This window comes from Thermosinus carboxydivorans Nor1 (assembly GCF_000169155.1).
Taxonomy (GTDB): Bacteria; Bacillota; Negativicutes; order Sporomusales; family Thermosinaceae; genus Thermosinus; species Thermosinus carboxydivorans.
Genome location: NZ_AAWL01000005.1, coordinates 146,073 through 167,780, shown reverse-complemented (window position 1 = coordinate 167,780; position 21,708 = coordinate 146,073). Strand labels below are relative to the sequence as shown.

At 51.6% G+C, this 21,708-nt stretch carries 19 protein-coding genes; 6 read left to right on the top strand and 13 right to left on the bottom strand.

Annotated features, from left to right (window positions below; genetic code table 11):
• The 4 genes from TCARDRAFT_RS05750 to TCARDRAFT_RS05735 form a co-directional block, all read right to left on the bottom strand.
• On the bottom strand, positions 1 to 322 hold a 322-nt coding region (locus tag TCARDRAFT_RS05750), incomplete at its 3' end, for an IS110 family transposase (RefSeq protein WP_456300346.1).
• A 541-nt stretch (positions 323 to 863) separates the two neighbouring features.
• Positions 864 to 1,697 (bottom strand): SDH family Clp fold serine proteinase, encoded by an 834-nt coding sequence (locus tag TCARDRAFT_RS05745; RefSeq protein ID WP_007289058.1) that lies wholly within the window; start codon positions 1,695 to 1,697, stop codon positions 864 to 866.
• A 219-nt stretch (positions 1,698 to 1,916) separates the two neighbouring features.
• Positions 1,917 to 2,831: an SPOCS domain-containing protein gene (locus TCARDRAFT_RS05740; RefSeq protein ID WP_007289057.1), complete on the bottom strand. Its 915-nt coding sequence runs from the start codon at positions 2,829 to 2,831 to the stop codon at positions 1,917 to 1,919.
• 35 nt (positions 2,832 to 2,866) lie between these two features.
• Positions 2,867 to 3,553, bottom strand: a complete 687-nt coding sequence (locus tag TCARDRAFT_RS05735) for a DUF3794 domain-containing protein (protein WP_007289056.1) — start codon at positions 3,551 to 3,553, stop codon at positions 2,867 to 2,869.
• A 164-nt stretch (positions 3,554 to 3,717) separates the two neighbouring features.
• On the opposite strand from TCARDRAFT_RS05735, the gene TCARDRAFT_RS05730 reads away from it, so the two are divergent.
• On the top strand, positions 3,718 to 4,551 hold the full coding sequence (locus tag TCARDRAFT_RS05730; RefSeq protein WP_007289055.1) for a YitT family protein: 834 nt from the start codon (positions 3,718 to 3,720) through the stop codon (positions 4,549 to 4,551).
• 183 nt (positions 4,552 to 4,734) lie between these two features.
• On the top strand, positions 4,735 to 5,019 hold the full coding sequence (locus tag TCARDRAFT_RS05725; protein WP_040683088.1) for a hypothetical protein: 285 nt from the start codon (positions 4,735 to 4,737) through the stop codon (positions 5,017 to 5,019).
• Between the two features lie 54 nt (positions 5,020 to 5,073).
• Here the strand turns inward: TCARDRAFT_RS05725 and TCARDRAFT_RS05720 are convergent, their stop codons facing one another.
• Together TCARDRAFT_RS05720 and yabG are read right to left on the bottom strand one after the other, a co-directional pair.
• Entirely contained in the window at positions 5,074 to 5,802 is a 729-nt protein-coding gene (locus tag TCARDRAFT_RS05720) for a CAP domain-containing protein (protein ID WP_007289054.1), read from the bottom strand.
• A gap of 547 nt (positions 5,803 to 6,349) precedes the next feature.
• Complete coding sequence (yabG, locus tag TCARDRAFT_RS05715) at positions 6,350 to 7,234, bottom strand: sporulation peptidase YabG (RefSeq protein ID WP_040683087.1); 885 nt, start codon at positions 7,232 to 7,234, stop codon at positions 6,350 to 6,352.
• Between the two features lie 198 nt (positions 7,235 to 7,432).
• On the opposite strand from yabG, the gene TCARDRAFT_RS05710 reads away from it, so the two are divergent.
• A complete protein-coding gene (locus tag TCARDRAFT_RS05710) occupies positions 7,433 to 8,227 on the top strand; it encodes a glycosyltransferase family 2 protein (RefSeq protein WP_007289052.1) in 795 nt (264 codons plus the stop codon).
• A 44-nt stretch (positions 8,228 to 8,271) separates the two neighbouring features.
• On the opposite strand, the gene rsmA is transcribed toward TCARDRAFT_RS05710, so the two are convergent.
• From rsmA to TCARDRAFT_RS05690, 4 genes are all read right to left on the bottom strand, one after another.
• Complete coding sequence (gene rsmA, locus TCARDRAFT_RS05705) at positions 8,272 to 9,123, bottom strand: 16S rRNA (adenine(1518)-N(6)/adenine(1519)-N(6))-dimethyltransferase RsmA (protein WP_007289051.1); 852 nt, start codon at positions 9,121 to 9,123, stop codon at positions 8,272 to 8,274.
• Positions 9,110 to 9,661 (bottom strand): ribonuclease M5, encoded by a 552-nt coding sequence (gene rnmV, locus TCARDRAFT_RS05700; protein ID WP_007289050.1) that lies wholly within the window; start codon positions 9,659 to 9,661, stop codon positions 9,110 to 9,112. The genes rsmA and rnmV overlap by 14 nt, the downstream gene beginning before the upstream one ends.
• A gap of 427 nt (positions 9,662 to 10,088) precedes the next feature.
• Positions 10,089 to 11,093 (bottom strand): 3D domain-containing protein, encoded by a 1,005-nt coding sequence (locus TCARDRAFT_RS05695; protein ID WP_007289049.1) that lies wholly within the window; start codon positions 11,091 to 11,093, stop codon positions 10,089 to 10,091.
• A 350-nt stretch (positions 11,094 to 11,443) separates the two neighbouring features.
• Positions 11,444 to 11,791, bottom strand: a complete 348-nt coding sequence (locus tag TCARDRAFT_RS05690; protein ID WP_007289067.1) for a UPF0236 family transposase-like protein — start codon at positions 11,789 to 11,791, stop codon at positions 11,444 to 11,446.
• Between the two features lie 478 nt (positions 11,792 to 12,269).
• Here TCARDRAFT_RS05690 and TCARDRAFT_RS05685 point away from each other — a divergent pair, with 478 nt between their 5' ends.
• The 3 genes from TCARDRAFT_RS05685 to TCARDRAFT_RS05675 all read left to right on the top strand — a co-directional run bounded on the left by TCARDRAFT_RS05685 (position 12,270) and on the right by TCARDRAFT_RS05675 (position 16,516).
• The gene (locus TCARDRAFT_RS05685; protein WP_007289048.1) at positions 12,270 to 13,820 is read left to right on the top strand and encodes a gluconokinase; all 1,551 of its coding nucleotides are present in this window, start codon (positions 12,270 to 12,272) and stop codon (positions 13,818 to 13,820) included.
• A gap of 319 nt (positions 13,821 to 14,139) precedes the next feature.
• Positions 14,140 to 15,414 (top strand): MFS transporter, encoded by a 1,275-nt coding sequence (locus TCARDRAFT_RS05680; RefSeq protein ID WP_007289047.1) that lies wholly within the window; start codon positions 14,140 to 14,142, stop codon positions 15,412 to 15,414.
• A gap of 181 nt (positions 15,415 to 15,595) precedes the next feature.
• Positions 15,596 to 16,516 (top strand): ketopantoate reductase family protein, encoded by a 921-nt coding sequence (locus TCARDRAFT_RS05675; RefSeq protein WP_007289046.1) that lies wholly within the window; start codon positions 15,596 to 15,598, stop codon positions 16,514 to 16,516.
• A gap of 322 nt (positions 16,517 to 16,838) precedes the next feature.
• Here the strand turns inward: TCARDRAFT_RS05675 and TCARDRAFT_RS05670 are convergent, their stop codons facing one another.
• Genes TCARDRAFT_RS05670 through nuoL form a run of 3 tightly spaced genes read right to left on the bottom strand, consistent with a single transcriptional unit; the run spans position 16,839 to position 21,693 of the window.
• Positions 16,839 to 18,254, bottom strand: coding sequence for an NADH-quinone oxidoreductase subunit N (locus TCARDRAFT_RS05670; RefSeq protein ID WP_007289045.1), 1,416 nt, complete (start codon positions 18,252 to 18,254; stop codon positions 16,839 to 16,841).
• Positions 18,251 to 19,786, bottom strand: coding sequence for a complex I subunit 4 family protein (locus tag TCARDRAFT_RS05665; protein WP_007289044.1), 1,536 nt, complete (start codon positions 19,784 to 19,786; stop codon positions 18,251 to 18,253). The genes TCARDRAFT_RS05670 and TCARDRAFT_RS05665 overlap by 4 nt, the downstream gene beginning before the upstream one ends.
• Complete coding sequence (gene nuoL / locus TCARDRAFT_RS05660; protein WP_007289043.1) at positions 19,783 to 21,693, bottom strand: NADH-quinone oxidoreductase subunit L; 1,911 nt, start codon at positions 21,691 to 21,693, stop codon at positions 19,783 to 19,785. The genes TCARDRAFT_RS05665 and nuoL overlap by 4 nt, the downstream gene beginning before the upstream one ends.
• Positions 21,694 to 21,708 lie beyond the last annotated feature (15 nt).

The window sequence follows — 21,708 nt, the reverse complement described above, 5'->3', positions numbered from 1 at the left end:
TTGGAATATAACTGCCCTGCAGTAACNCATGCCGTAGTAACTCAGCTATCCACTCTGCATCTTTAACATCTGTCTTGCGTCCCGGAACTGCTTTTATGTGTTGTGCATTGACTACCAAAATCTCAATTCCCGTATGTTCTAAAAGATTGTAAATTGGTTTCCAGTAAACTCCCGTGCTTTCCATAGCTACATGACTACAGCCGTGACTTTGAAGCCAGCTTACTAATTCATGCAAGTCGTCCGTCATAGTGCCAAATGTTCGAATTTCTTTGTTGTCAGGTGTGATAACGCAGGCAACGATAATCTTCTTGTGAACATCCATACCACAACAGCGTTCATGGACAATGCGGATTACTTGTTTCATGAGAAGATCCCCTCTGCGGCCTTATTTTGCGACTGGTGCAGTAACCCTTGTACGAGTAATCTACTCCGCGTGCTTCCTAAATGTAGGAGCAACAATTTGTGGTGCACCAGGTAACTGGGGTTCAGTCTACCCTTCAGGCTCGAAGCACTAGCAAGCTATCGACCTCTCTTCGCCAGCCGCAAAAAAATTATTCTACATATGCACCTGGTTTTCATTCTTTGTTGGTGTCGTGCTAACGACATGGGGGGTCTACCCTGAAAACCGGTAACATCACACGGTGAGTATTGGAACCGCAGAGGACACGGAGATAAAATTCTATTAAAATTAATTAAAACCCCAAGTGCGATGTATATCGCACTCTCCGTGCGCTCCGCGGTTCAATCCCGGTTTTTCTGACTTGTGGTGCCATTTATTGGCATGATTATCTTCGCGGTTAAAAACTTATACTTTCTGATATAGTTAAAAATCCCCGGTTCGTGCGAACCAGGGATTGGTGCGATTACGCTGGCTTTTTCGTATCTTCCCGGCCGTAGGGGAGAGGGATGTATTGCACCGACGGACGCCGTTGGGCGGGCTGGGGATAAAGCTCCATAAGCTCAAAAATTTCCGGCGGTAAATCAGGATTAATTGGCAGATTCATTTCTTTTAGCTTGTCGCAAGTAATGGGATAATCGTGGGTCCAGCGGCCTTCGGTCAGCATTTTGGCCAGCTCGCGGGCCTTCTCGGCGTCCATTTTGTCGGACAGCAGCCGGGCGACGAAATCCTCTACCTGCTTGATGGCCTTTTCGGCGATATCCGCCATTATAAGGGTGTTGTCATCCACCCGGTCAATACTCTTTTGCTTCACCGCCTTCAGGATCGACGCCGCCGGATATTGGCCGAGCTGCGGATCAACCGGGCCCAACACGGCATTGCAGTCCATGACGATTTCATCGGCGGCCAGCGCGATCATTGTACCGCCGCTCATGGCGTAGTGGGGAACGAACACAGTCACTTTGGCCGGATGGCGCATCAGCGCATGGGCGATTTGCTCCGACGCCAGCACCAGCCCACCCGGGGTATGAAGCACCAGGTCTATGGGCATATCGTCAGGCGTAAGCCGGATCGCCCGCAGGATGTGTTCCGAATCCTCGATATTGATATACCGGCTAATAGGTACTCCGAGTAGACTGATGGCCTCCTGCCGGTGAATCATGGTAATAAGCCGCGAACCCCGTTTTTGCTCAAATTGTTGGATTAACCGCAAGCGGGCTCGCTCAATGTTTTGTTGCTTGAACATGGGCCAAACGGTAAAAACAAAAAAGAGCAGCCAAAAAATGCCGGAAAAGTCCATAATACCCCTCCATCAATAGTATACCCTGACATTTTGCCGACAACCGCCCTTTTTCCTGCTTGACTCCGCCATTTTTTATTTTGCATAACTTTCGGCAGTTTCAATTGCCCGGGCGAGTAGGGAAAACTCTTCAGGATACGCCCACTCTTGAACCACACAAAAACACCGCTTTTCCTTACGGCAAGCGGTGTTTGCTTTAATTCGCGGCCGTTAGTTAATTTAACCCTTTGGTGCCGGCGTCACCATGCCGTTAACGCTGACCAGCCAGCTGGCAATCCAGCCGGTGGTAGTGCCGTCCGGCAGCACCACCTTATACCAACCAAAGGCCTCATCTTTAATCGTCACCGTAGTGCCTTTATTGACCTTGGTTATCGACGGGAAATTAGTGCCGGGGCCGGTGCGAACATTGACGTTGTTGCCGGTAACCACTCCCGACATCAGTGATACCGGCGGCATTCCCGCACTTGGCATCATCGGCCCGGTGATTATGTTACCGGCAGCGGTTGCCTCTATCTCGCCGCCACCTGTCTGGGAAGCGGTCACCGTGTCGCCCCATTGGCTGGCCGATACCTTGTCATCGTTTGACTGGCTGGCTGTGGTGTATTCGACTTCACCGGTCATATCAATAGGATTTAGTGCATATACGTCCATTTCGGTTGTGCTGGTAACCCGTGCCCATACTTTAAGCACAATAGTAATATCTACTTCACGAGGTTCGTCTTCGTCGAAATCATAATCGACAAATTCTACCGAAACATCGGCAGCGCATTTCATGCCCGGCTCGGCGCCCTCGATAACAATGTCGCGCGTCCAGCGAACATTATTTTTGTGGAATGAGTGCACCGGCTGATTGGGCAAATCGGCTACATACATGACCTTGACTTCCAGGTCGCCACGGACAATGACCTTATCGCGAATAACGGTAACGTCATCAATATCGACATCTTTTACATATACATCAACAATCTGCTCAATGTCAGGCTTTTGGGCCGGCACCGTCAGGGTAAAGTCTAGTACCCGCTGCTCCATACCTGCGCCAAGAACCTGTTCGACTTTTATCTTTTCCGGCCCAGGCTCGAAACAATAACACTCATTGTTGGCATCGGCTCTGGTAGCGGTTTTTTTCTCGTCCATCTTTCCCCCCCCTTTTTGAACTTTTGCCCAAACGCTTATCCTTTCGGCTTAGGCGGTAATGCACCACCAATTACTACCTCACGGTCAGTCATAACTTTGGCAGTTACCTTGAGGACAACCGACACGTCAAACTCGCGGGTGCCGGGCGGGCATTTTACGTCGTCATCGTCATCGCAGTCATCATGGTGATGGTTGCAATCATCGTCATCATCGTCACACCAATCGGTGTTCTTGTAATATGTGTATTTGGTTCCGCGGTTGCGGAAATGGCGGTGATGGTGGTGATGGTGATGGTGATCATTATCATTGCATTCTTCATCAATGTCGTAATCGACATATTCTACGATCACATCGGCATCGGCGTCCATGCCTTTACGGGCGCCCGGAACGACAATATCAGCAGTCCACCGGTAGTTTTTGAGTTCTACCGCATGCACAGGCTGCTGCGGCAGGCAGGCGATATAGATTGCCTTGACTTCAAACTCGCCGCGCACAATGACCTTGTCAGTAATAACATCGACAGTGTCGATACATACATCCTTGACAAACACGTCCACGATCTGCTCAATGGCCGGTTTTCTTTCCGGGACGCGCACATGAATATCAAGAACTTTCTGTTTCTCACCTTCGCCGATAACCTGGCGCACTACGATTGTTTGCGGACCGGTTTGCTCTCCCAAGGTACAATTAGCCGTATAAGCCCGAAGGTCTTTATCGTCCACAGATATTCCCCCCCTTTGTATGTTCTACTTATATATATGCCTGTGCCATTTGGGGTGTGACACAAAAAACAATGCTAGACGGGACCTGACGGCAGCTGACAGAAGGATTTTTTTATTTTACAATAGGTAACAAGAAAACCATGTATGAAAATAGAGGTGATGGAATGCGCATTTCCTGGAAGCAATACGCCGTCGTCGGCCTGGGCGGACTGATTTCGGCTGCCGGCATTAACGCCTTTTTAGTGCCGCATCATTTCCTCAGCGGCGGTATCAGCGGCATCGCCATGATTTTGTACTTTCTTTTTGGTTGGCCGATTGGCCTCATGATTGCACTCCTCAACATCCCCCTGTTCATCGCCGCCTACCGTCTGCTGGATAAAGAATATACGATCGGCGCTCTCTACGGCATGATCGTCTTTGCCAGCGCCGTAGACGCCACCCGTTTTCTCGCTGACCTTAACCTGGTAGACGATACTGTGTTGGCCGCCATTTATGGCGGCGTCATCGGCGGCATCGGTTCAGGCCTCATCTTCCGGGCAAACGGCAGCGGCGGCGGGCTGGATATTATCGTGGCCATCCTCAAAAAATACTACGCCTTTAATATGGGGCTCGCCGGCTTTGCCATCAACTGCGTCATTATGGTAGTGGCCGCGGCGCTGTTTGGCCTTAAACCGGCCATGTATACCCTCATCTCCATGTTCGTAAGCGCCAATCTAACAGACAAGGTTATTGAAGGGTTCAACCGCAAAAAAACGGTCATTATCATTTCCGACCAAAGCGAGGCAATCGCCGGCGCTATTCTGCAGGAACTGGGCCGGGGAGTAACTTTCCTGCAAGGGGAAGGCGCCTTTACCCGGAAGGATAAGCAGGTTATCTTTGTTGTCGTAACCTTAACGCAAATTGCGAAAATCAAGTTTATTGTCGAGCGGTGCGACCCCTGCGCCTTCATGATCGTGCAAGATGCGGCCGAGGTCCTGGGCCGGGGTTTTACGCTGTAGCGCTTTAGCCCCAGCTATCCGCATTTGGTCATCACTTAAATCTATGTGCAGGCGCCAAAATCAACACAACTTTTATCGCTGCCGATACAAGAAACATAACATTTCGACACACACCGTCATAGTATATAACAGAAGGTCTTTCCCTCGCGAAGGGCCAATCTGAATAGGAGGTTGTGTGTCGTTATGTACTCTACAAAATATCCCAAGTGGCACTGCGGCCATGGCAAATATGACTGCGACTGCGACTACGATTATGACTATGACTGCGGCGACTATATGCCCATGGATGACTGCTGCATGCCCAAAATGCCCTGCAAAATGGAGAAGAAATGCGTAAAAACCTTCACCAGCACCTATAAACTGTACAAAATTTGCCACTACCGACTCTATAAGGTTTGCCCGCACTGCCGTCACGAGTATGACTACCACCGTTACGGCATGTGCCCTAAGTGCATGAAGATGTATTAGACGGCAAAAAAGTTCCGCAAGGCTTAGCCTCGCGGAACTTTTTTGCATGTCTGTTTATTTGCCGATAAACTCCTGAACCACATAGACAGACCCGTTCGCGTCGTGACGCACGCCGATGCCCACTTCGGTGTAGTTAGAGCTGAGAATATTGGCGCGGTGTCCCGGGCTGTTCATGAACGCCAGCTCAGCGCTGGCCACATTCTGGTTAATGGCCAGGTTCTCACCGGCGTAGCGATAACTGATGCCGGCAGCGCGCATGCGGTCAAAGGGCGATTGGCCTTCCGGATTGTAGTGGGAGAAATAGCCGCGGTTAATCATGTCCTGGGCATAACGTCTGGCAAGGTCGGTGAGCTGGGGATTGACTTTCAAGGCCGGCAGACCATATTTAGCCCGGTCGGCGTTGAGAAGGGCAACTGCCTGCTGTTCTTCAGCGGCAACGGATGCCGAACTGGTCGGCTGCGACTGGGTCGGCTTAGTTTGGGTCGGCTGAGTCTGGTTAGCCGACGGGGTATGTACCCCATTGCTGGGCGGCGCAGAAGTTTTTGCCGGCGTTTCCTTGCTGCCGTCCTTGCCGCCTTTAGTCAGCATGGCAAGCAGCCCGAGAGCGGCGACACCCATGAGAACCTTGTCAGCCTTGTCAGCCTTGTCCACTTTTTCGGTAGCCTGGACCTCCGGGGTAGCGGCCAAAGCGGCAGTGGCATAGGCCCCTCCCAGCGAAGTGACAAGCATCGAACCAATGGTAACGCTTAAAACGGCGATTTTGGCTAATTTGCTGCTGCGCATCATTTCCCTGCCTTTCCGTGATATTGGGACCCCGGTTCGCTATAAATATTCGTTATCCGTTAATAAAATCCTTTTATGCGCCATCCGGTAATGTTTGGCAGAAAAAGGCGCCAAGGCAGCTTTCTTTTAAGAAACCGCAAAGATATTCATGACATAAATGTCACCACAAAACATGAAAACATTGAAGTTTAACCACGGAGGACACAGAGCGCGTGATATCTATCACGCGAAGAATATAATAATTTAAATTCCTCCGCGTCCTCTGTGGTTCCCTATATTTTCCAACTTGAAGTCACCGATTTTTCAGGGTAGACCCCCCATGTCGTTAGCACGACACTAACAAAGAATGAAAACCAGGTGTAGAGTTTTCGGAGTAGATGGAATAGATAATCATACCAATAAATTGGCACCACAAGCCAGGAAAACCGGGATTGAACCGCGGAGCGCACGGAGAGTGCGATATGAATCGCACTTGGGGTTTTAATTAATTTTATTTAATAGAATTTTGTCTCCGTGTCCTCTACGGTTCCCCTCCACTTTCCCTTCGCTAAAGACCAATCTTCGTCTTAGGCATGCCCAGCCGGAACTTGCCGCGCGTCTCAAGGCCACCCACGCCTTCCACGCCGGTAACCGAGGCGGTAATTGCATCGCTGATGTCGACCGTCTTATTGATGGGGGTAAAAGCTACTTTCTCCGCGATAAACACCGGGTCGTAGGCATGAATAAAAATGCGAGTCGGCGAACTGGCAAAATTGGCCCCCGCTTCCAAGATGGCCTCAAAATAGGACTGACAGGCGCCAGCGAAAATGACAAGTTCGTCGCGGGAAGGTTCAAACTGGCGGGCATTGCGCACCGACTGGATATAGTATTTGGAGTTGCGATAGCTGTTAAGATCGCGCCAGTCCTGCTCCTTTTTCCCGCTGCCAACTAACGCGTCGTGGCCGGTAACGACGAGAATGTCAGGGCGGTATTCCTGCAGCAAGGGAATAATCATCTCTGGCTGTTTGGACTCCTCAATCCATTTACCGTGGGCCTCGATATTAAGCTGACTGTACGTCTTGAGGCACATTCTCAAATATTCCTCGTCGCCGTCGATATGCAGGACCCGCCCTGGGCAATCAAAAAAATCAAACTTTTTGACGGCCTCAGCTCGAGCCATTTCCCGCTGCTCACGCTCCAGGTTGCGGCGCAACATCACCCGTTTGAGACTCTCGTTGTGCATACTCTCCATTCGGATAATCTCGTTGCGCAAATGCTCGGCGTCAATGCGCTGTACATCATCAAGCGGGGCATCGGCCATCAGGCGGTAATGTAGCCCCTTTAGTATACAGTGCCTAACGCCTGCCCCGTCGCAGAAAATATCGGTCACTTTGAAGACAATATCGCCGCCATGCGATTTGCGAATAACAAGGTCGCCAACAGATATGGGCACAGTCACCCCTCCCTCCCATTACTACATACTATGTAGCATGGCAAGCGATTGCTACTTGCGGCAGCAGGCGCTTTTTCCCGTCGCCGGGGTGACAATCGACAAGAGTCCTCAATATACTGTAGTAAGCTCGGAGGAGTGGTTCCGGCTGTGGTTTCGCACTCACAGCCCCTGCAGGATTTCCAGCGAGGTGATGGGCACATGATAACCGTAGTCGTTCCAGCCAAGAACGAAGCTGGCCGCATCACCACGGTGCTGCAAAACTTGGCAACCCTGCCGATCGATCACATTATTCTGGTATGCAACGGCTCTAAAGATGGCACTATGCAGGAAGTTTTGCAGATGCGGCTGCCAAAACTTCAGATTATCTATTTTGAGGAATGTCTGGGCATCGATGTCCCCCGCGCCATCGGCGCCAAAGTGGCCTTGACTTTAGGCAGCGATGTCGTCGCTTTTGTCGATGGAGATATGGTCGGCACCTTCACCGAAAACCTGATGGAATTAGTTGACGGCGTTCTGCTAAACCACCTCGACATGGCACTGACAAACTGCTACCCATCGCCGCCGCGCCACGTTGAACGCTATAATCCTACTTTTCAATGGCGGCTTAACCTCAACAAAGAACTCGGCCTGGATAAAAAAATCAACCTGGCTACCCCGGCCCACGGCCCACATGCCGTTTCCCGCCGGTTCTTGGAAACCATCCCTTTGCGGGAGCTGGCCGTCCCGCCGGTAGCCATGGCGCTCGCCAGGCTGCAGAAACTCCGCATTGATATCGCCACAACCATCCCTCATTACCGGCTAGGTTCGTCCATCAAAAATCAAATCCACACCAACAAAATCATCGACACTATTGTCGGCGACTGTTTGGAAGCCATCGCCGTCTTTCACGGTCAGCCGCGGACCCGCCAATGGCAGCATAAAACCTATATCGGCTACCACAGCGACCGCCGCTTTGACCTTATTGACCTTTTTCTCGCCCCCAAACAAGCGTAATGTAAAGGCAAAGTCCCTGTTTCACTGCAGAAACAGGGACTTTGCTATTGCCGGGAAGTCCAGGCGTTTGCCAGGGCAGCAAACTCGGCCAATGTTAGCGTTTCGCCGCGCCGACCGCCGTCAATGCCGGTCTGGCGCAGCATGGCATCCACCACTTCTTGGGCAATGCCCCCGCCTTTCAAGGCGTTGGCCAGTGTCTTGCGCCGCTGGGCAAAAGCAGCTTTAACGACGCGGAAGAAGGCCTTTTCATCGGTTACGGATACCGGCGGGGCCGACCGCACGCGGCAGCGGATAACTGCCGATTCGACCGCCGGCGCAGGGATAAACGCCTGCGGCGGAACAACAAACATGATTTCTGGTTGGGTATAAAACTGTACGGCTACCGACAAAGCGCCATAGTCTTTGCTGCCAGGGGCAGCCACCATTCGCTCGGCTACTTCCTTTTGCACCATTGTTACCATAAGTTCAACAGGCAGCCGCTCTTCCAATAGGCGCATGATAATTGGGGTTGTTATATAATAGGGTAAATTGGCAATAACTTTAAATTTTTCCGCCCTTATTTCCCGGGAAATGTCGATGCGGAGAATATCGCCATGAATAATGCGCACATTGTCATATCCCGCCAGTGTTTTCGCCAATACATCCAGTAATTGCCGGTCCAGCTCGACAGCAGTCACGTTCGCGCCGGCTTCGGCCAAGCCTTGCGTCAGCGTGCCGATGCCCGGCCCGATTTCCAGCACCGCCTCGCCCGGTTTTACCGCTGCGGCCGCGACAATACCGTCCACTACCTGCTCATCGACCAGGAAATTTTGCCCCAGTTTTTTGCTCATCTGAATGCCAAAAGTTTTCAGAATGTGGAGCGTTACGTCCCGTTTAGCAATTTTAGGCCGAATCATGTGCTGCCTCCAATTCTGACAGGGCCTTAATAAACTCAGCGCGGGCGACGCCGTAGTAGTTGAGCCGGCGCAAGAAGGTTTTGGCGTTGGCAAAGCCAATCCCCAGTCTGGCACCCAAAGCGGCCCGGCGGGCTGACGCTTCGGGCGCGCCTGTAAGCCGGTTCACCACCATGTCCCGCCAGGTAAACTCCTCTACCGGCCGCCACTCCTGGGTGCGAACCTTGGCCAAGGCCGCGCGGATCGCCCCTGGCGAAGCCTGCTCTACGCCAATATCGTCTTCGCTGCTGGCCTCCTCCCGCGGGATAAAGGCATGCCTGGCCTCGGGATACCGCTTGCTCAAAAAGCGCCGAATACGCTCGCCGGCACTGTCGGGATCGGTCAGGATAATAATTCCCCGTTTGCGGTACGCCTGGTCAAGATAGGCAAGGACGTGCGGCGACAAATTATAACCGCCGGTGGCCACCACCTCGGCGTCTACTGCCCGCCGAACAGCAGCGATGTCCTGCTTGCCTTCCACCACAATCACTTCTTTCAGCACACGCCTCACCCCCCGTTGGTGAATATGTAATATTATACCACAAAATAAACATCAGCCACCTACCTATGGAAAATAAACGCTAGTACGTATTATTTACAAAACCGCAATGGACGCCAAGGGCGCAAAGGGTATACCGGGCGCGACGCATGTCGCGCCAAAAAAAATCCCTTGCGGGTCTTCGCGCTCTTTGCGAACTACCCTAAAAACCGATAACATCAAAATAAGAAATATAAGAAACCGCGGAGGACACGGAGGGATAATTTTTTGCTTTAGCCATTAGCGCGATGAATATCGCGCCTCTGTGTCCTCCGTGGTTAAACATCGGTTTTCATACTTTGTGGCGCCAATTTATTGGCATGATTATCTTTGCGGTCAAAAACTTATGTTTTCTGATATGAGCCAAAAGACAGGGCCGCAGCCCTGTCTTTTAGTCCAAAATATACACTTTGACCATACGGCGACCAAATTTCCAGGCTTCTTCATAGCCTTCCATGCATAGATCGATTTTGTTGCCGACGATGGCGCCGCCGACATCGGCGGCCAGCGCCAGGCCGTAATTCGGGATGTAAACCCGGGTGCCGAGCGGAATGACATTCGGGTCGACGGCGACAATGCCGCGCCGGGCCGGGATGCCGGTAGCGGTAAGCCCATGGGGAGCGCCGTCCGTCGGGTTATAGGCCGTAGCCTCCATCCACTGGACACGCTTGAACCGCAGGGTGCCGCGCGACGTTTCAATGGTATCCCGGGTTCCCACATGAATTATCTGTGGTTTGGGTTCGCGCACCACCTGTTCGCTTAGCGTCTCACTGCCGGCCAGTTCACCGTCCTCGTAGCGCAGTTTGACGGTAGCCAGCTTAAGGCCGGGCTCGCCGTCCGCCACCATCTCCTCGTCGCCTTTTTCCAGCCTGGCGTCAGGCTGGCGAACCACCGGATAAGGCATTTCGACTTCCTTCTGAACTAGTTTCTCCGTGACCGTGACCACTTTGATCGTCATCCCGGCCGTTGGGCGGACATCCCTGCCCGGCGCCACCTTTACATTGTCGCGGGGAATACCGATGGTATCAAGTATTTCCCCGACCGTAGGCTTGCCGGTCAGAACGACGTCGGTCTTGCCTTGGTAGACGACCGTAACCGGCACGGCCCGGTACACCTCGATAACCGTGCCGTCTTGCAGCGCGGGTGTTGACAAGCGGTACTCGTCTTTGGGGCCCAGGTATATCCCGGCTTGCGTTAAAACTTCTTCTGCAGTGCTATGTAAGGTGCGCATAACGATAGTGCGTCCGTCTGCGACAACATGAACCTTTTTGTAAGCCCATATAAAGCCGGTCACAAGTAGCGATATAGCAAGCAGCGCCACCAAAAGCGCTGTTTTGCAGCGTCCGGCCAACAGGCACCGCAGCCTGTACGGCCAAACGGAGTGATCAGCACTCATGCAACCCCTCCTTTCGCAATTTAAACATTATAACTTAAAAATATAGTAACTGTCAATGAAGATTAGTCTTCCTGGATTTTGTCCACATTATTCCCAGTATTTAACTAATATATACAGAAATAGTATATTGCCATATATGCCAATATATTCTTGGCATACTGCGATAGTGTCAAGACACTATAGGATTTCTTAGAAGACATACATCCTCAAGACAAGTTAACATAACATTGGATTCGATATAGAGCGTTTGTATTACTGTACGGCTTTGTGCGGGCGTATGGGCTCTTTAAATTCGCGAACTGCCCGTAAAACAGTCTATCCGCTTAGCGCGCCCCCGCCACACTCTGCACTTACTTTTCGGCACTTTTACGGTAGGACATATCTGCTGCATGTTCAATCAGTTTCGCCTTGACGTTTTGATCTACTCGCATATGAGGTGTATAGTCTACTTGTTCATCGACAAGGTAAACGTATTGTCCGGTCTCTTTATGCTTGTGGTAAGTTCTTTTATATCTTACAGGACCAAAACAGGTTACCACTTCTTTTATGTCGCCATTGCGACAAACCACCCACCCCGGACGTTTTATTTTATCTTGTTTGATTTGTTGGTCTAGCTCTTCTAAAACCTGTTTTATGATTTCACAGCCAACTTCGTGGAGTTTTTCGTGTAGTTGACATTCGAAACTTTGAAAGTCCATTTTACCCGGCGTAGCATTGAAAACATTTTCAATTTTTCAGTGCAATATTAAAAATATTTTTAACGACATGAAGGATTACAGAACAGACAGCACGAACAATATCCATGAAAACATCACCTCTGGATAATCATTTTTTGATTACTCGTCCCGGGGAAAGAAGGTGATGTCTTCTTCTATTTTCCAGCCTCATAATCACCCCTGGCGTAAACAACTACTCAAACCTAAATAGACAAGCGTACGATGCAGTGGCACGTAACCGAGCAGGAACTGGCTGCAAGACAAGCAAAACAGCAAGCCCAAGGCGGACAGGACTGCGGAAGTTTACTTTTAAATCTATACAGGCAGCATGCCACTTCATCGGCGCAAGGGGCTGTCAGGCAGCTGGCAAGGCCGGAAGTGGAAGAACGGTAAGCGGCAAAATAGGTTGTAATCTTTTACTGTAATACTTAATGTAACTAAATTAAGGTGGTGGTGTATAATGATACAACCCATTATGCTGGGTGTGGATATCGGCACAACAGGGATTCGTTCGGTGGCTTACCGCCTGGACGGCAGTTCTACTGCCGTGGCAACAGAAGAATACCCGCTTTTTACCGATCAATCAGGAATTGCCGAACAGGATGCAGATACCATTATGATGGCCATGGAGGCTGTCATTTCCAGAACAGTAAGGCTGCTTGGCGATGAAGCCGCACAAATTAGAGGGATTGCTTTCAGTTCAGTACTGCACAGTTTTTTAGCCATTGGCGAAGACGGGCGTCCGTTAAGCCGGTTAATGACTTGGGCGGATACGCGGGGCCAAATTTATCTGGAAGAGTTAAAGCAAAAACTGGATGCCAAAGCGTTGTACCGGCGTACCGGCTGTCCGTTGCATCCTATGTATTCATTGCTTAAAATATACTGGCTCAAAAAGCAGCAGCCGGAGTTATTTAAGAGAGTGACTTGGTTTGGTTCGATAAAAGACTACATATTTCACCGGTTGACAGGCAAGCGCGTGGTGGATCGATCGATCGCCAGCGGCAGCGGGATGTACAACCTGTTCACCCTGGAATGGGACCCGGAAGTTTTAGATATTCTAGGCATTTCGCAAGAAAAAATGCCTGCGGTAGTTTCAACAACAACACAGCACTCATTACAGCCCGCAATTGCGCAAAAACTGGGACTGCCGGCCGGGTTGCCTGTCATCATCGGTGCCGGTGACGGCATGATGGCCAATGTGGGGGTCGGTGCGGTAAAAGCCGGACAAATCAACATTACCATCGGAACCAGCGGCGCAATCCGGATGGCGGCAGACCAGCCTAAAACGGATGAAAAAGGCAGAACGTGGTGCTATAATCTAGCAGACGGACGCTGGATGCTGGGAGGAGCCATCAATAACGGCGGGATATCTTTCCGCTGGGTTAGAGATAAATTCGCTGAAACCGAACAGCGGGTAGCGGAAAAATTAGGTCTTGACTCCTATAGTCTGCTTGCTACTTATGCCCAAAAAGTACCTGCCGGCGCTAACGGACTGATTTTACTGCCGTTCTTTACCGGCGAGCGTGCACCATACTGGAACGCAGATGCCAGAGGCGTGTTATTCGGGTTGACCCTAAACCACGACAAACGCCACATTATTCGCGCTGTTTTGGAAGGCATTTGTTACCGGATGAAAAGCGTTTTACTTTCGTTGGAAGAAATTACCGGTAAGGCGGAGGAAATTCGCGTCAGCGGCAGTTTTACCCGTTCGGAAGTATGGCTGCAAATCTTGTCCGATGTGCTTGGCCGCGAGATCTCCTTGCCTAATGTGGAAGAAGGAGCAGCTTTTGGTGCGGCGATTTTAGGTTTTTATACTTTGGGTCTGCTGCCGAGCATCGATGTAGCCGTCGACATGGTAGGGATTAAAAAGACCTTTGTCCCTAATCAAAATAATTATGAAACATATGAGAAACTCTACTCGATCTATGAACAGGTCTATTGGAATCTGCAAGAACAGTTCAGCATGATTGCCAATTTTCAACGGAGTGAAATGGGAAAAACGCATGATTAAATGGCAGTTATTTTAACAACTCAGAAACCGTTTCACACTGTCGGCTGATTTGTGATAAACAAGCAATGCTTGTTTATCCTCAAGATATTTTAGTAATATTTAATATATTTTAATAATAGATTGTTATTTGTAATTATTTAACAACTACCAACTTTATTGCATAAATGCCTTTTTGAAAGGAGGGATAAATGCATTTGCCAACAATTCGACGAAAGTGCTTAAAAGGAGGAATGTTGAAAAAACAGTCAATCAACATTTAACAACTTAGCATTGAGAATTTTGTGTTCAGATCAACAAAAAGGTTAGTGAGGCGAAAAACGTGAACGATACTTCGCAAAAAAAGACTCATATCCGTTTTTATATTGGTATACTCATGTGGATGGCAATTGTTATCAATTATCTTGACCGCACTGTAATGTCTGCTGCGGCTCCTGCTATTATAAAGGATTTGCATATTGGCCCGGGGGAAATGGGAATTATTATGTCAGCTTTCTTCTGGAGTTATGCCGCATTCCAGATTCCTGCCGGCTGGCTAGCTGACAAAATCGGTCAACGTCTTGCTCTGGCCATTTCCGTACTATGGTGGTCACTTGCCACTGTAGCTACTGCTATAGCCAAAACACCTGCCGGTTTCATTTTGGCGCGGGTGTTTATGGGAATTGGTGAGGCAGGCGCATACCCCTGCAACGCCGGGATTACTGCCAAATGGTTCCCTGACCGTGAGCGGGGCAGGATTACTGCTTTATTTGACAGCGGTTCCAAATTCGGCACAGCGTTTACCATGCCGTTGGTGGCCTGGATTGTAGCTACGTACGGTTGGCAAGTTGCCTTTGTTATCTGCGGTGCGCTCGGTATTTTCTGGGTTGTTGCCTGGTGGGCTTATTACCAGGATCCGGAAAAACACAAGTACATTAATGCTGCCGAACTGAAATATATCCGTGACGGCCAAGCGAAAAAAGATGGTATTGACAATGTCCAACCTCTTAAATGGTACCAATTATTACGTTATCGTAATGTTATCGCCATGTGCCTCGGCTTTTTCATGCTTAACTATGCAATTTATTTCTTTATTACCTGGTTCCCGACTTATTTGGTACAAGAGCGCGGCATGACCCTGATGAAAATGGGCTGGGTAGCCATGTTGCCTCCGTTGTGCGGAATCTTGGCTCAGTGGGCCGGCGGCATCTTCACTGATTATATGTACGCTAAAACCGGGTCGCTGAACAAAGCGCGTAAAATCAATCTGGTAGGCGGCATGACTCTTGCTACGTCCATTGCTTTCGCCGGACTGACCCAGTCTGACGTGGTGGCCATCGCCTTGTTGTGTGTGTCTTACAGCGGCTTGACATTTGCGGCAAGTGCCATCTGGAGCTTACCTGGCGACATTGCTCCCCGGAATATGACTTCGGTATTAGCCGGCATACAAAACGCCTTTTCCAATTGCGGCGGTATTTTAGGACCGATTGTTACCGGTTATATCATTGCTACGTCTGGTTCTTTTATTCCAGCGCTCATAGTATCGGGGACATGCTGCTTCATTGGCGCTATGGTTTATCTGTTCATGCTCAAAGATATTAAACCAATTGAGGTATAAAATCAGTTTTGAAAATTAATGCAATTGCTACTATGCTAAATGATATAAACCTTATCCAAAAAACAGAGATTTAACGATAGCGTCAAGACACTGTAGGATTTTTAGAGGAAAACAGGCTAGCCGACGCGAATTTAAATGGTTAACCCAATCAGGAAAGCAACCGTTTACGGGAGGGATTACCGTGAAAATTGCCATTATCGGCGCCGGCGCCATGGGCTCACTGTTCGGCGGCCGGCTGGCCCAGGCCGGTGAGGATGTATGGTTGCTTGATGTCTGGGAGGAGCATGTGGCGGCTATCCAGGCGCATGGGCTAACCCTTGTTGACACCACCGCTGAAACTAGTATTCGCCTTAACGCCACGACCCAGGCGGACGATATTGGCCCCGTAGATTTAGTTATTATCTTTGTAAAGTCCTATGCCACGCCTGACGCCGCCCAAACCGCCGCCGCCCTGCTCGGCCCTGCTACGACCGTGCTAACCCTGCAAAACGGTCTGGGCAACGCCGAAACGTTGGCGAAGGTCCTCGGTGCCGAGCGCGTGGTCGTAGGCACCACCGCCATGGGGGCTACTCTGCTCGGCCCCGGCCGCATAAAATGCGGCGGCCAAGGTCCTACCCATATCGGCAGTTTCAGCGGCGGCGCCAACCCCCGTCTGCACGACATTGCCACCATTTTCGCGCGCGCCGGGATCCACACCGTCGTGGACAGCAATGTAACCGCCCTGGTTTGGAGCAAACTGATTATCAATGTCGGTATCAACGCCATTACGGCCCTTACCGGCATCCCTAACGGACAAGTTATGGCCAGCGCCGAAACGCGCGAGCTTGTCCGGCTGGCTGTGGCCGAGGCGGTGGCGGTCGCCCGGGCGTCCGGTATTCCTCTCCCCCATACGAATTATTTCGACCAAGTCGCAACCGTCGCCCAGGCGACACGCGACAACCGTTCATCCATGCTGCAAGACGTGACCAATCGCCGCCGCACGGAAATCGACGCCATCAACGGCGCCATTGTCGCCGCCGGCAAACGGCTGGGTGTCCCCACTCCCGTCAATGAAACATTGACCCTGCTGATAAAAACGCTCGAACAAACCTATTTATCTTAGAAGCGTAGAAGCACAAAAGCGCTGGCCCACCTCGTTTTTAAAGTAGATCGCAGATAGTTTTTCATCACTTGTCCTCCATCCTCTCACATCAGCGGACATCAGGTCCGCATCCGGCGGTTCACCAAGCTTGACGGATACTTACCGCAGGGGCGAAACCACCGCAAGGGTCTTTGCTGACACTAAAGAAAAACACGAAATGCGTTATACGCGTTATCGCGGCTTGGGAAAAGAAGTGTTGCGATATGTAAAAACCCGCTTACTTGCCGTTTGGCTTGTAAGCGGGTTTTGTCTACACTCTGAAAAGACGCCCCACGGCCTCTTGCTAAAACAATGACTTGGCCGCGGCAGCGGCCAGCGTTGATAGCGGGCCGGGATAGACGCCGAAAAACAGCGTAGCGATAAAACTTGCCAGAGCGGCCCAGCGCAGCGGTTCGCTGATGATTAGCGGCGCCCGGTCAGCCGGTGCTTTCATGTACATGGCCTTGGTCACCAGCAAGTAGTAGTATACAGACACCATCGACATGATAAAGCCGATAAAAGCAAGCCATAAGTAACCTTTTTCCACGACGGCGGCGAAGAGGTACAACTTGCCAACAAACCCGGCAAGCGGCGGAATACCGGCCATCGATAAGAGCGCCACCGTCATGATGGCCGCTAAGAGCGGCGATTTCTGCGCCAACCCTTCATAAGCGGTCAAATCATCGGAACCAGTATGGTTGTAAACGGCAGTCACAACGGCGAAAGCGCCGACATTGGCAAAAACATAGAGCATGGCATAGAACAATATTCCCTTGACCCCGGCGGTATCAGCGGCCACCATACCGGCTAGCATATACCCGGCCTGGGCGACCGAAGAGTAAGCAAGCAACCGCTTGATATTGCGCTGCGGGATGGCGATAAGATTGCCGATGATCATGCTGGCAGCAGCCAGTATGCCCACGGCGGTCAGCCAGCTCGCCTGGAAGGCGGGAAAAGCGATCAGGAAGACGCGCAGCAGCACGGCAAACCCAGCCGCCTTGGAAGCCATGGCCAGTAAGGCCGTAATTGGCACCGGCGCCCCTTCGTAAATATCAGGCGACCATACGTGAAACGGCACGGCGGCGATTTTGAACGCAAAGCCGGCAAAAATGAGAATGGCCCCCATCAGGATCGCCGGCGTGCTGGCAGCACGACTGGCGATGTCAGCTAGGGCGACCGACCCGGTGAAACCGTAGACCAGGCTGACGCCGTACAAAAGCACTGCGGTCGATGCCGCACCAAGAATAAGATATTTCATTCCCGCTTCGCTGCCCTTGCCGTTGCCCAAGTGGTATCCCACCAAAATAAAGAAAGTAATGGTCATAAGTTCCATACCGACAAACAGTGTTAACAAATCGCTGGCCGAAACCATGACCATCATGCCCAGGACGGCAAAGACGATAAGCGCATAAAATTCGCCCCGATAGCATGGCAGACAGTCCACATACTCGAAGGAAAACAGGATGGTCAAAATGGCCGCCAACAGGAAAATCTGCTTAAAAAAGACAGCAAAGTTGTCGACGACAAAGAGGCCGTTATACAAACTGCCGTTCACGCCATACTGGGTGAAGGTATGGCCGAAAATGCCAAGCAGTCCCAGAACAGCCAGAAAGCCCAGCCCGCGGCGCGGCTCGTCCTCGGGAATGACAAGATCCAGCAACACAAGAAAGGCGGCCAAGCAGACAGTAACAATCTCGGTGGTGAGAATAGCAAGGTTCATCGGAAAATCCCTCCAATCATGGCCGACGCATCTTGGAGTTTGGCTAAGAGCGGCAACAGCGGTTCGACGCCGCTGTTAACCATCCTGATGAGGAGACCAGGGAATAGTCCGAAAACTACCAGCACCGAGCCCAGCGCCAGCAGCGGCACCAAGGCCGGGCCGCGGACGTCGCGGCAGTTGTCGTACTGCACCAGGCGTGGCCCAAACAAGACATTGGCCAGTACGCGCAGAGTGTACAGGGCGGTAAGGACAATCCCGGTGATGGCTAGCAGCGTTGGCAGCGGATATTGGCGGAAGGCGCCAACGAAAATGGTAAACTCGGGAACGAAACCGATTAGTCCCGGTAGGCCGAGTGAAGCCATGCCTGCCAGCATAAAACCGGTGGCTACCCGCGGCAGCTGGTGAGCCAGGCCGCCCAGATCAGGAATATGGCGGGTATGGGTTTTTTCGTAGACATAACCGATCATGGCAAAGAACAAGGCGCTCATGACGCCGTGGGCGAACATGTTGGCCACCGCCCCGTTGAGACCAATGACATTGAGAGCGGCAAAGCCAATAAGGACAAACCCCATATGGGAAACCGACGAATAGCCGACAACATATTTCATATCCTTCTGCGCCACGGCGATGAAGGCGGCATACACCACGTTGGCCACTCCTAATAGCGCGATGAGCGGCGCCCAGAATTTAGCCCCCAGGGGCAGTACCAACAGGCCCAGGCGGATGAGGCCGTAGCCGCCGATTTTTTTCAGAACACCGGCGTGGATCATCGATACCGCGGTAGGCGCGCCGGCATACCCATCAGGCGACCAGCTGTGCAGCGGCCACATCGAAAGAAGCGACCCAAAGCCAATCAGGAGCAGGAAAAAGGCAAAAATCTGAAAATCTTCGGGCAAGTTGCCCAGTTCATGGGCCCGGACTAAGGCCTCCATGCTGAACGTGCGCAGGCCGGCCGGGTATGCCGTAAGATACAAAGCGACCACACCAACCAGCATGAAGGCCGACCCAATGAGCAAGTACAGCGTTAGCTTCATGCCGGCATATTCCTTCGTCACCCGTTTGCTCGAACCCCAGACGATTACCATGATGTAAATGGGGATGACGACCAGTTCATAAAAAAGCAAGAAAATGAAGAGATCGCGGGTGATAAACGTACCGATGACCCCGGCGGTGAGGATCAGCAGGAGAATGAAAAACTCCTTGGGCCGGTGATCCACACTCCAGGAAGCGAAGACGGCGGAAAAGCCAATGAGTGTCGTCAATAACATGAGCGGCAGCGAAATGCCGTCCACCCCCATGGCGTAAGTGACGCCAAGATCGTTGAGCCAAGGCACATTTTCCGTAAATTGCATCCCGCCGGCAGCAAGATCATAAGCAAAATAACAATAGATTGACAGGCTCAGGGACACGCCCATGGCGCAGGCCGCAACTATTTTAATTGTTTTCTCCGCGCCTTTGGGTAGCAAGGCAAGTGCCAAAGCACCGAGAATGGGGGCGAGCAAAATAGTAGTTAGAATGGGAAAACCGGTCATTTCAGGGCACCTCCCGTCCAGGTAGCGACGGCTGAGCCACCGTCCGCTAGCACGAAAATGGCTGCCAGCAGCACGGTGGCGCTGAACAAAACCATTGCATAGTGCTGTACCTGACCAGTCTGGGCGAAGCGCAGTCTACCGCCAAGACCGCGCGTCATGGCTGCGACGCCGTTAACCACGCCGTCCACCACATATACATCCACCCAGTAGAGCAGTCGCCCCGCTCCGTCAACAAAAGTGCGACACAACCATAAATACAGCTCATCGATGTAAAATTTGCGATAACTAAGATTATACAGCCATGCGAACCGTTGCTTAAGAACCGTCGCCGGTACAGTGCGGGCGCCGTAAATCAGCCAGGCCAAAGCCATCGCTGCCATCGACAGCGCCGTGGACACCCCAGCGATTCCCCAGTTGATATCGGTGTGATGGGCCGGCCCGAAGCGTACCCATTCGCCAAAGTGATAAGCATACGGCACCCAACCACCAATCACGGAAAAAATGCCGAGCACTACCAACGCAATCAGCATGGCCGGGCCACATTCATGGGGATGGTCGTCCGGATTTGGCTGGCCGAAGAAAACGACAAAGAACATACGGGCCATGTAAAAGGCGGTCAAAAATGCTGTAACGGTCGCCAGCCCATAAAGGGGCCAGCTCACCTGGGCGGCGGCTAAGAGAATTTCGTCTTTCGAAAAGAAACCGGCAAAGGGAGGAATACCGGCGATAGCCAGCACGCCGACAGCCATGGCGGCAAAAGTGACCGGCATTTTCTGCCGGAGGCCGCCCATACAAAATATATCGGCTTTGTCATGTAAGGCGTGCAAAACCGAGCCAGCCGCCAAAAACATGAGGGCTTTGAAGAAAGCATGGGTCATGAGGTGAAACATTGACGCCGTCAGGCTGCCGACGCCGAGCGCCAGCATCATATAGCCAAGCTGGCTGACCGTAGAATAAGCCAGAATCCGTTTGAGTTCCCGCTGCGTAACGGCAATGGCGGCGGCAAACAAGGCGGTAAAACCCCCTACCCAGGCTACCACCGTCATCGCTGCCGGCAGGGCGCTGAACAAACCATAGGCGCGGGCCACCAGATACACGCCGGCCACCACCATGGTGGCGGCATGAATAAGGGCCGAAACAGGCGTCGGGCCTTCCATGGCATCCGGCAGCCACACATGGAGCGGAAACTGGCCCGACTTACCAACCGGACCGATAAAAACCAGGATGGCCACCATAGTTAACAGCCCAGTACCATGTTGGGCGACATATGCGGGAATTTTGCCGCTCAGTTCATAAAAGTCTAGCGTCCCGAACAGCACCTGGAGGAAAAGAATGCCGAGCAATAGGCCAAAATCGCCAACGCGGGTAGTGATAAACGCTTTTTTCGCCGCTTCCCGGGCCGATACTTTATAGAAGTAATAGCCAATGAGCAGATAAGAACACAAGCCCACCAGTTCCCAGAATACAAACAGTTGGACAAAGTTAACGGCAAGCACCAACCCGAGCATTGCGGCGGCAAACAGTGATAAATAGGCGAAGAAACGGGTAAACCCGGGGTCCCCATGCATGTATCCTATGGAGTAAATTTGCACCAGCAGCGACACCAGTGTCACCACAAACAACATCATTGCTGCCGTGGGATCGATATACACGCCCATATCAACATGCAGACCAGGCATGGTAAACCAGGTTACACGTTGAATAAAAGGAGTTTCTACCGTAATGGGGCTGGTAATGACAGCAGCCCCCACCCCTACGGCGAGGCCAAAACTAACGCAACTAGCGCCAATGGCCGCGAACGCCGCCGCTAGCGGCGCCCCGCGCAGCACGAAGGCAATGAGGACGAAAGCGGCCGCCGGCAGCAAGGGGATAAGCCAGGCGTGATGCAAGGCGTAATCGCTGAACATGGAGGCACACCTACC

Coding starts and splice junctions, on each gene's coding strand:
- TCARDRAFT_RS05745 (WP_007289058.1), bottom strand. CDS start 1,697: ATGGACTTTTCCGGCATTTTTTGGCTGCTCTTTTTTGTTTTTACCGTT.
- TCARDRAFT_RS05740 (WP_007289057.1), bottom strand. CDS start 2,831: ATGGACGAGAAAAAAACCGCTACCAGAGCCGATGCCAACAATGAGTGT.
- TCARDRAFT_RS05730 (WP_007289055.1), top strand. CDS start 3,718: ATGCGCATTTCCTGGAAGCAATACGCCGTCGTCGGCCTGGGCGGACTG.
- TCARDRAFT_RS05725 (WP_040683088.1), top strand. CDS start 4,735: ATGTACTCTACAAAATATCCCAAGTGGCACTGCGGCCATGGCAAATAT.
- TCARDRAFT_RS05720 (WP_007289054.1), bottom strand. CDS start 5,802: ATGCGCAGCAGCAAATTAGCCAAAATCGCCGTTTTAAGCGTTACCATT.
- TCARDRAFT_RS05710 (WP_007289052.1), top strand. CDS start 7,433: ATGATAACCGTAGTCGTTCCAGCCAAGAACGAAGCTGGCCGCATCACC.
- rsmA (WP_007289051.1), bottom strand. CDS start 9,123: ATGATTCGGCCTAAAATTGCTAAACGGGACGTAACGCTCCACATTCTG.
- TCARDRAFT_RS05695 (WP_007289049.1), bottom strand. CDS start 11,093: ATGAGTGCTGATCACTCCGTTTGGCCGTACAGGCTGCGGTGCCTGTTG.
- TCARDRAFT_RS05690 (WP_007289067.1), bottom strand. CDS start 11,791: ATGGACTTTCAAAGTTTCGAATGTCAACTACACGAAAAACTCCACGAA.
- TCARDRAFT_RS05685 (WP_007289048.1), top strand. CDS start 12,270: ATGATACAACCCATTATGCTGGGTGTGGATATCGGCACAACAGGGATT.
- TCARDRAFT_RS05670 (WP_007289045.1), bottom strand. CDS start 18,254: ATGAACCTTGCTATTCTCACCACCGAGATTGTTACTGTCTGCTTGGCC.
- TCARDRAFT_RS05665 (WP_007289044.1), bottom strand. CDS start 19,786: ATGACCGGTTTTCCCATTCTAACTACTATTTTGCTCGCCCCCATTCTC.
- nuoL (WP_007289043.1), bottom strand. CDS start 21,693: ATGTTCAGCGATTACGCCTTGCATCACGCCTGGCTTATCCCCTTGCTG.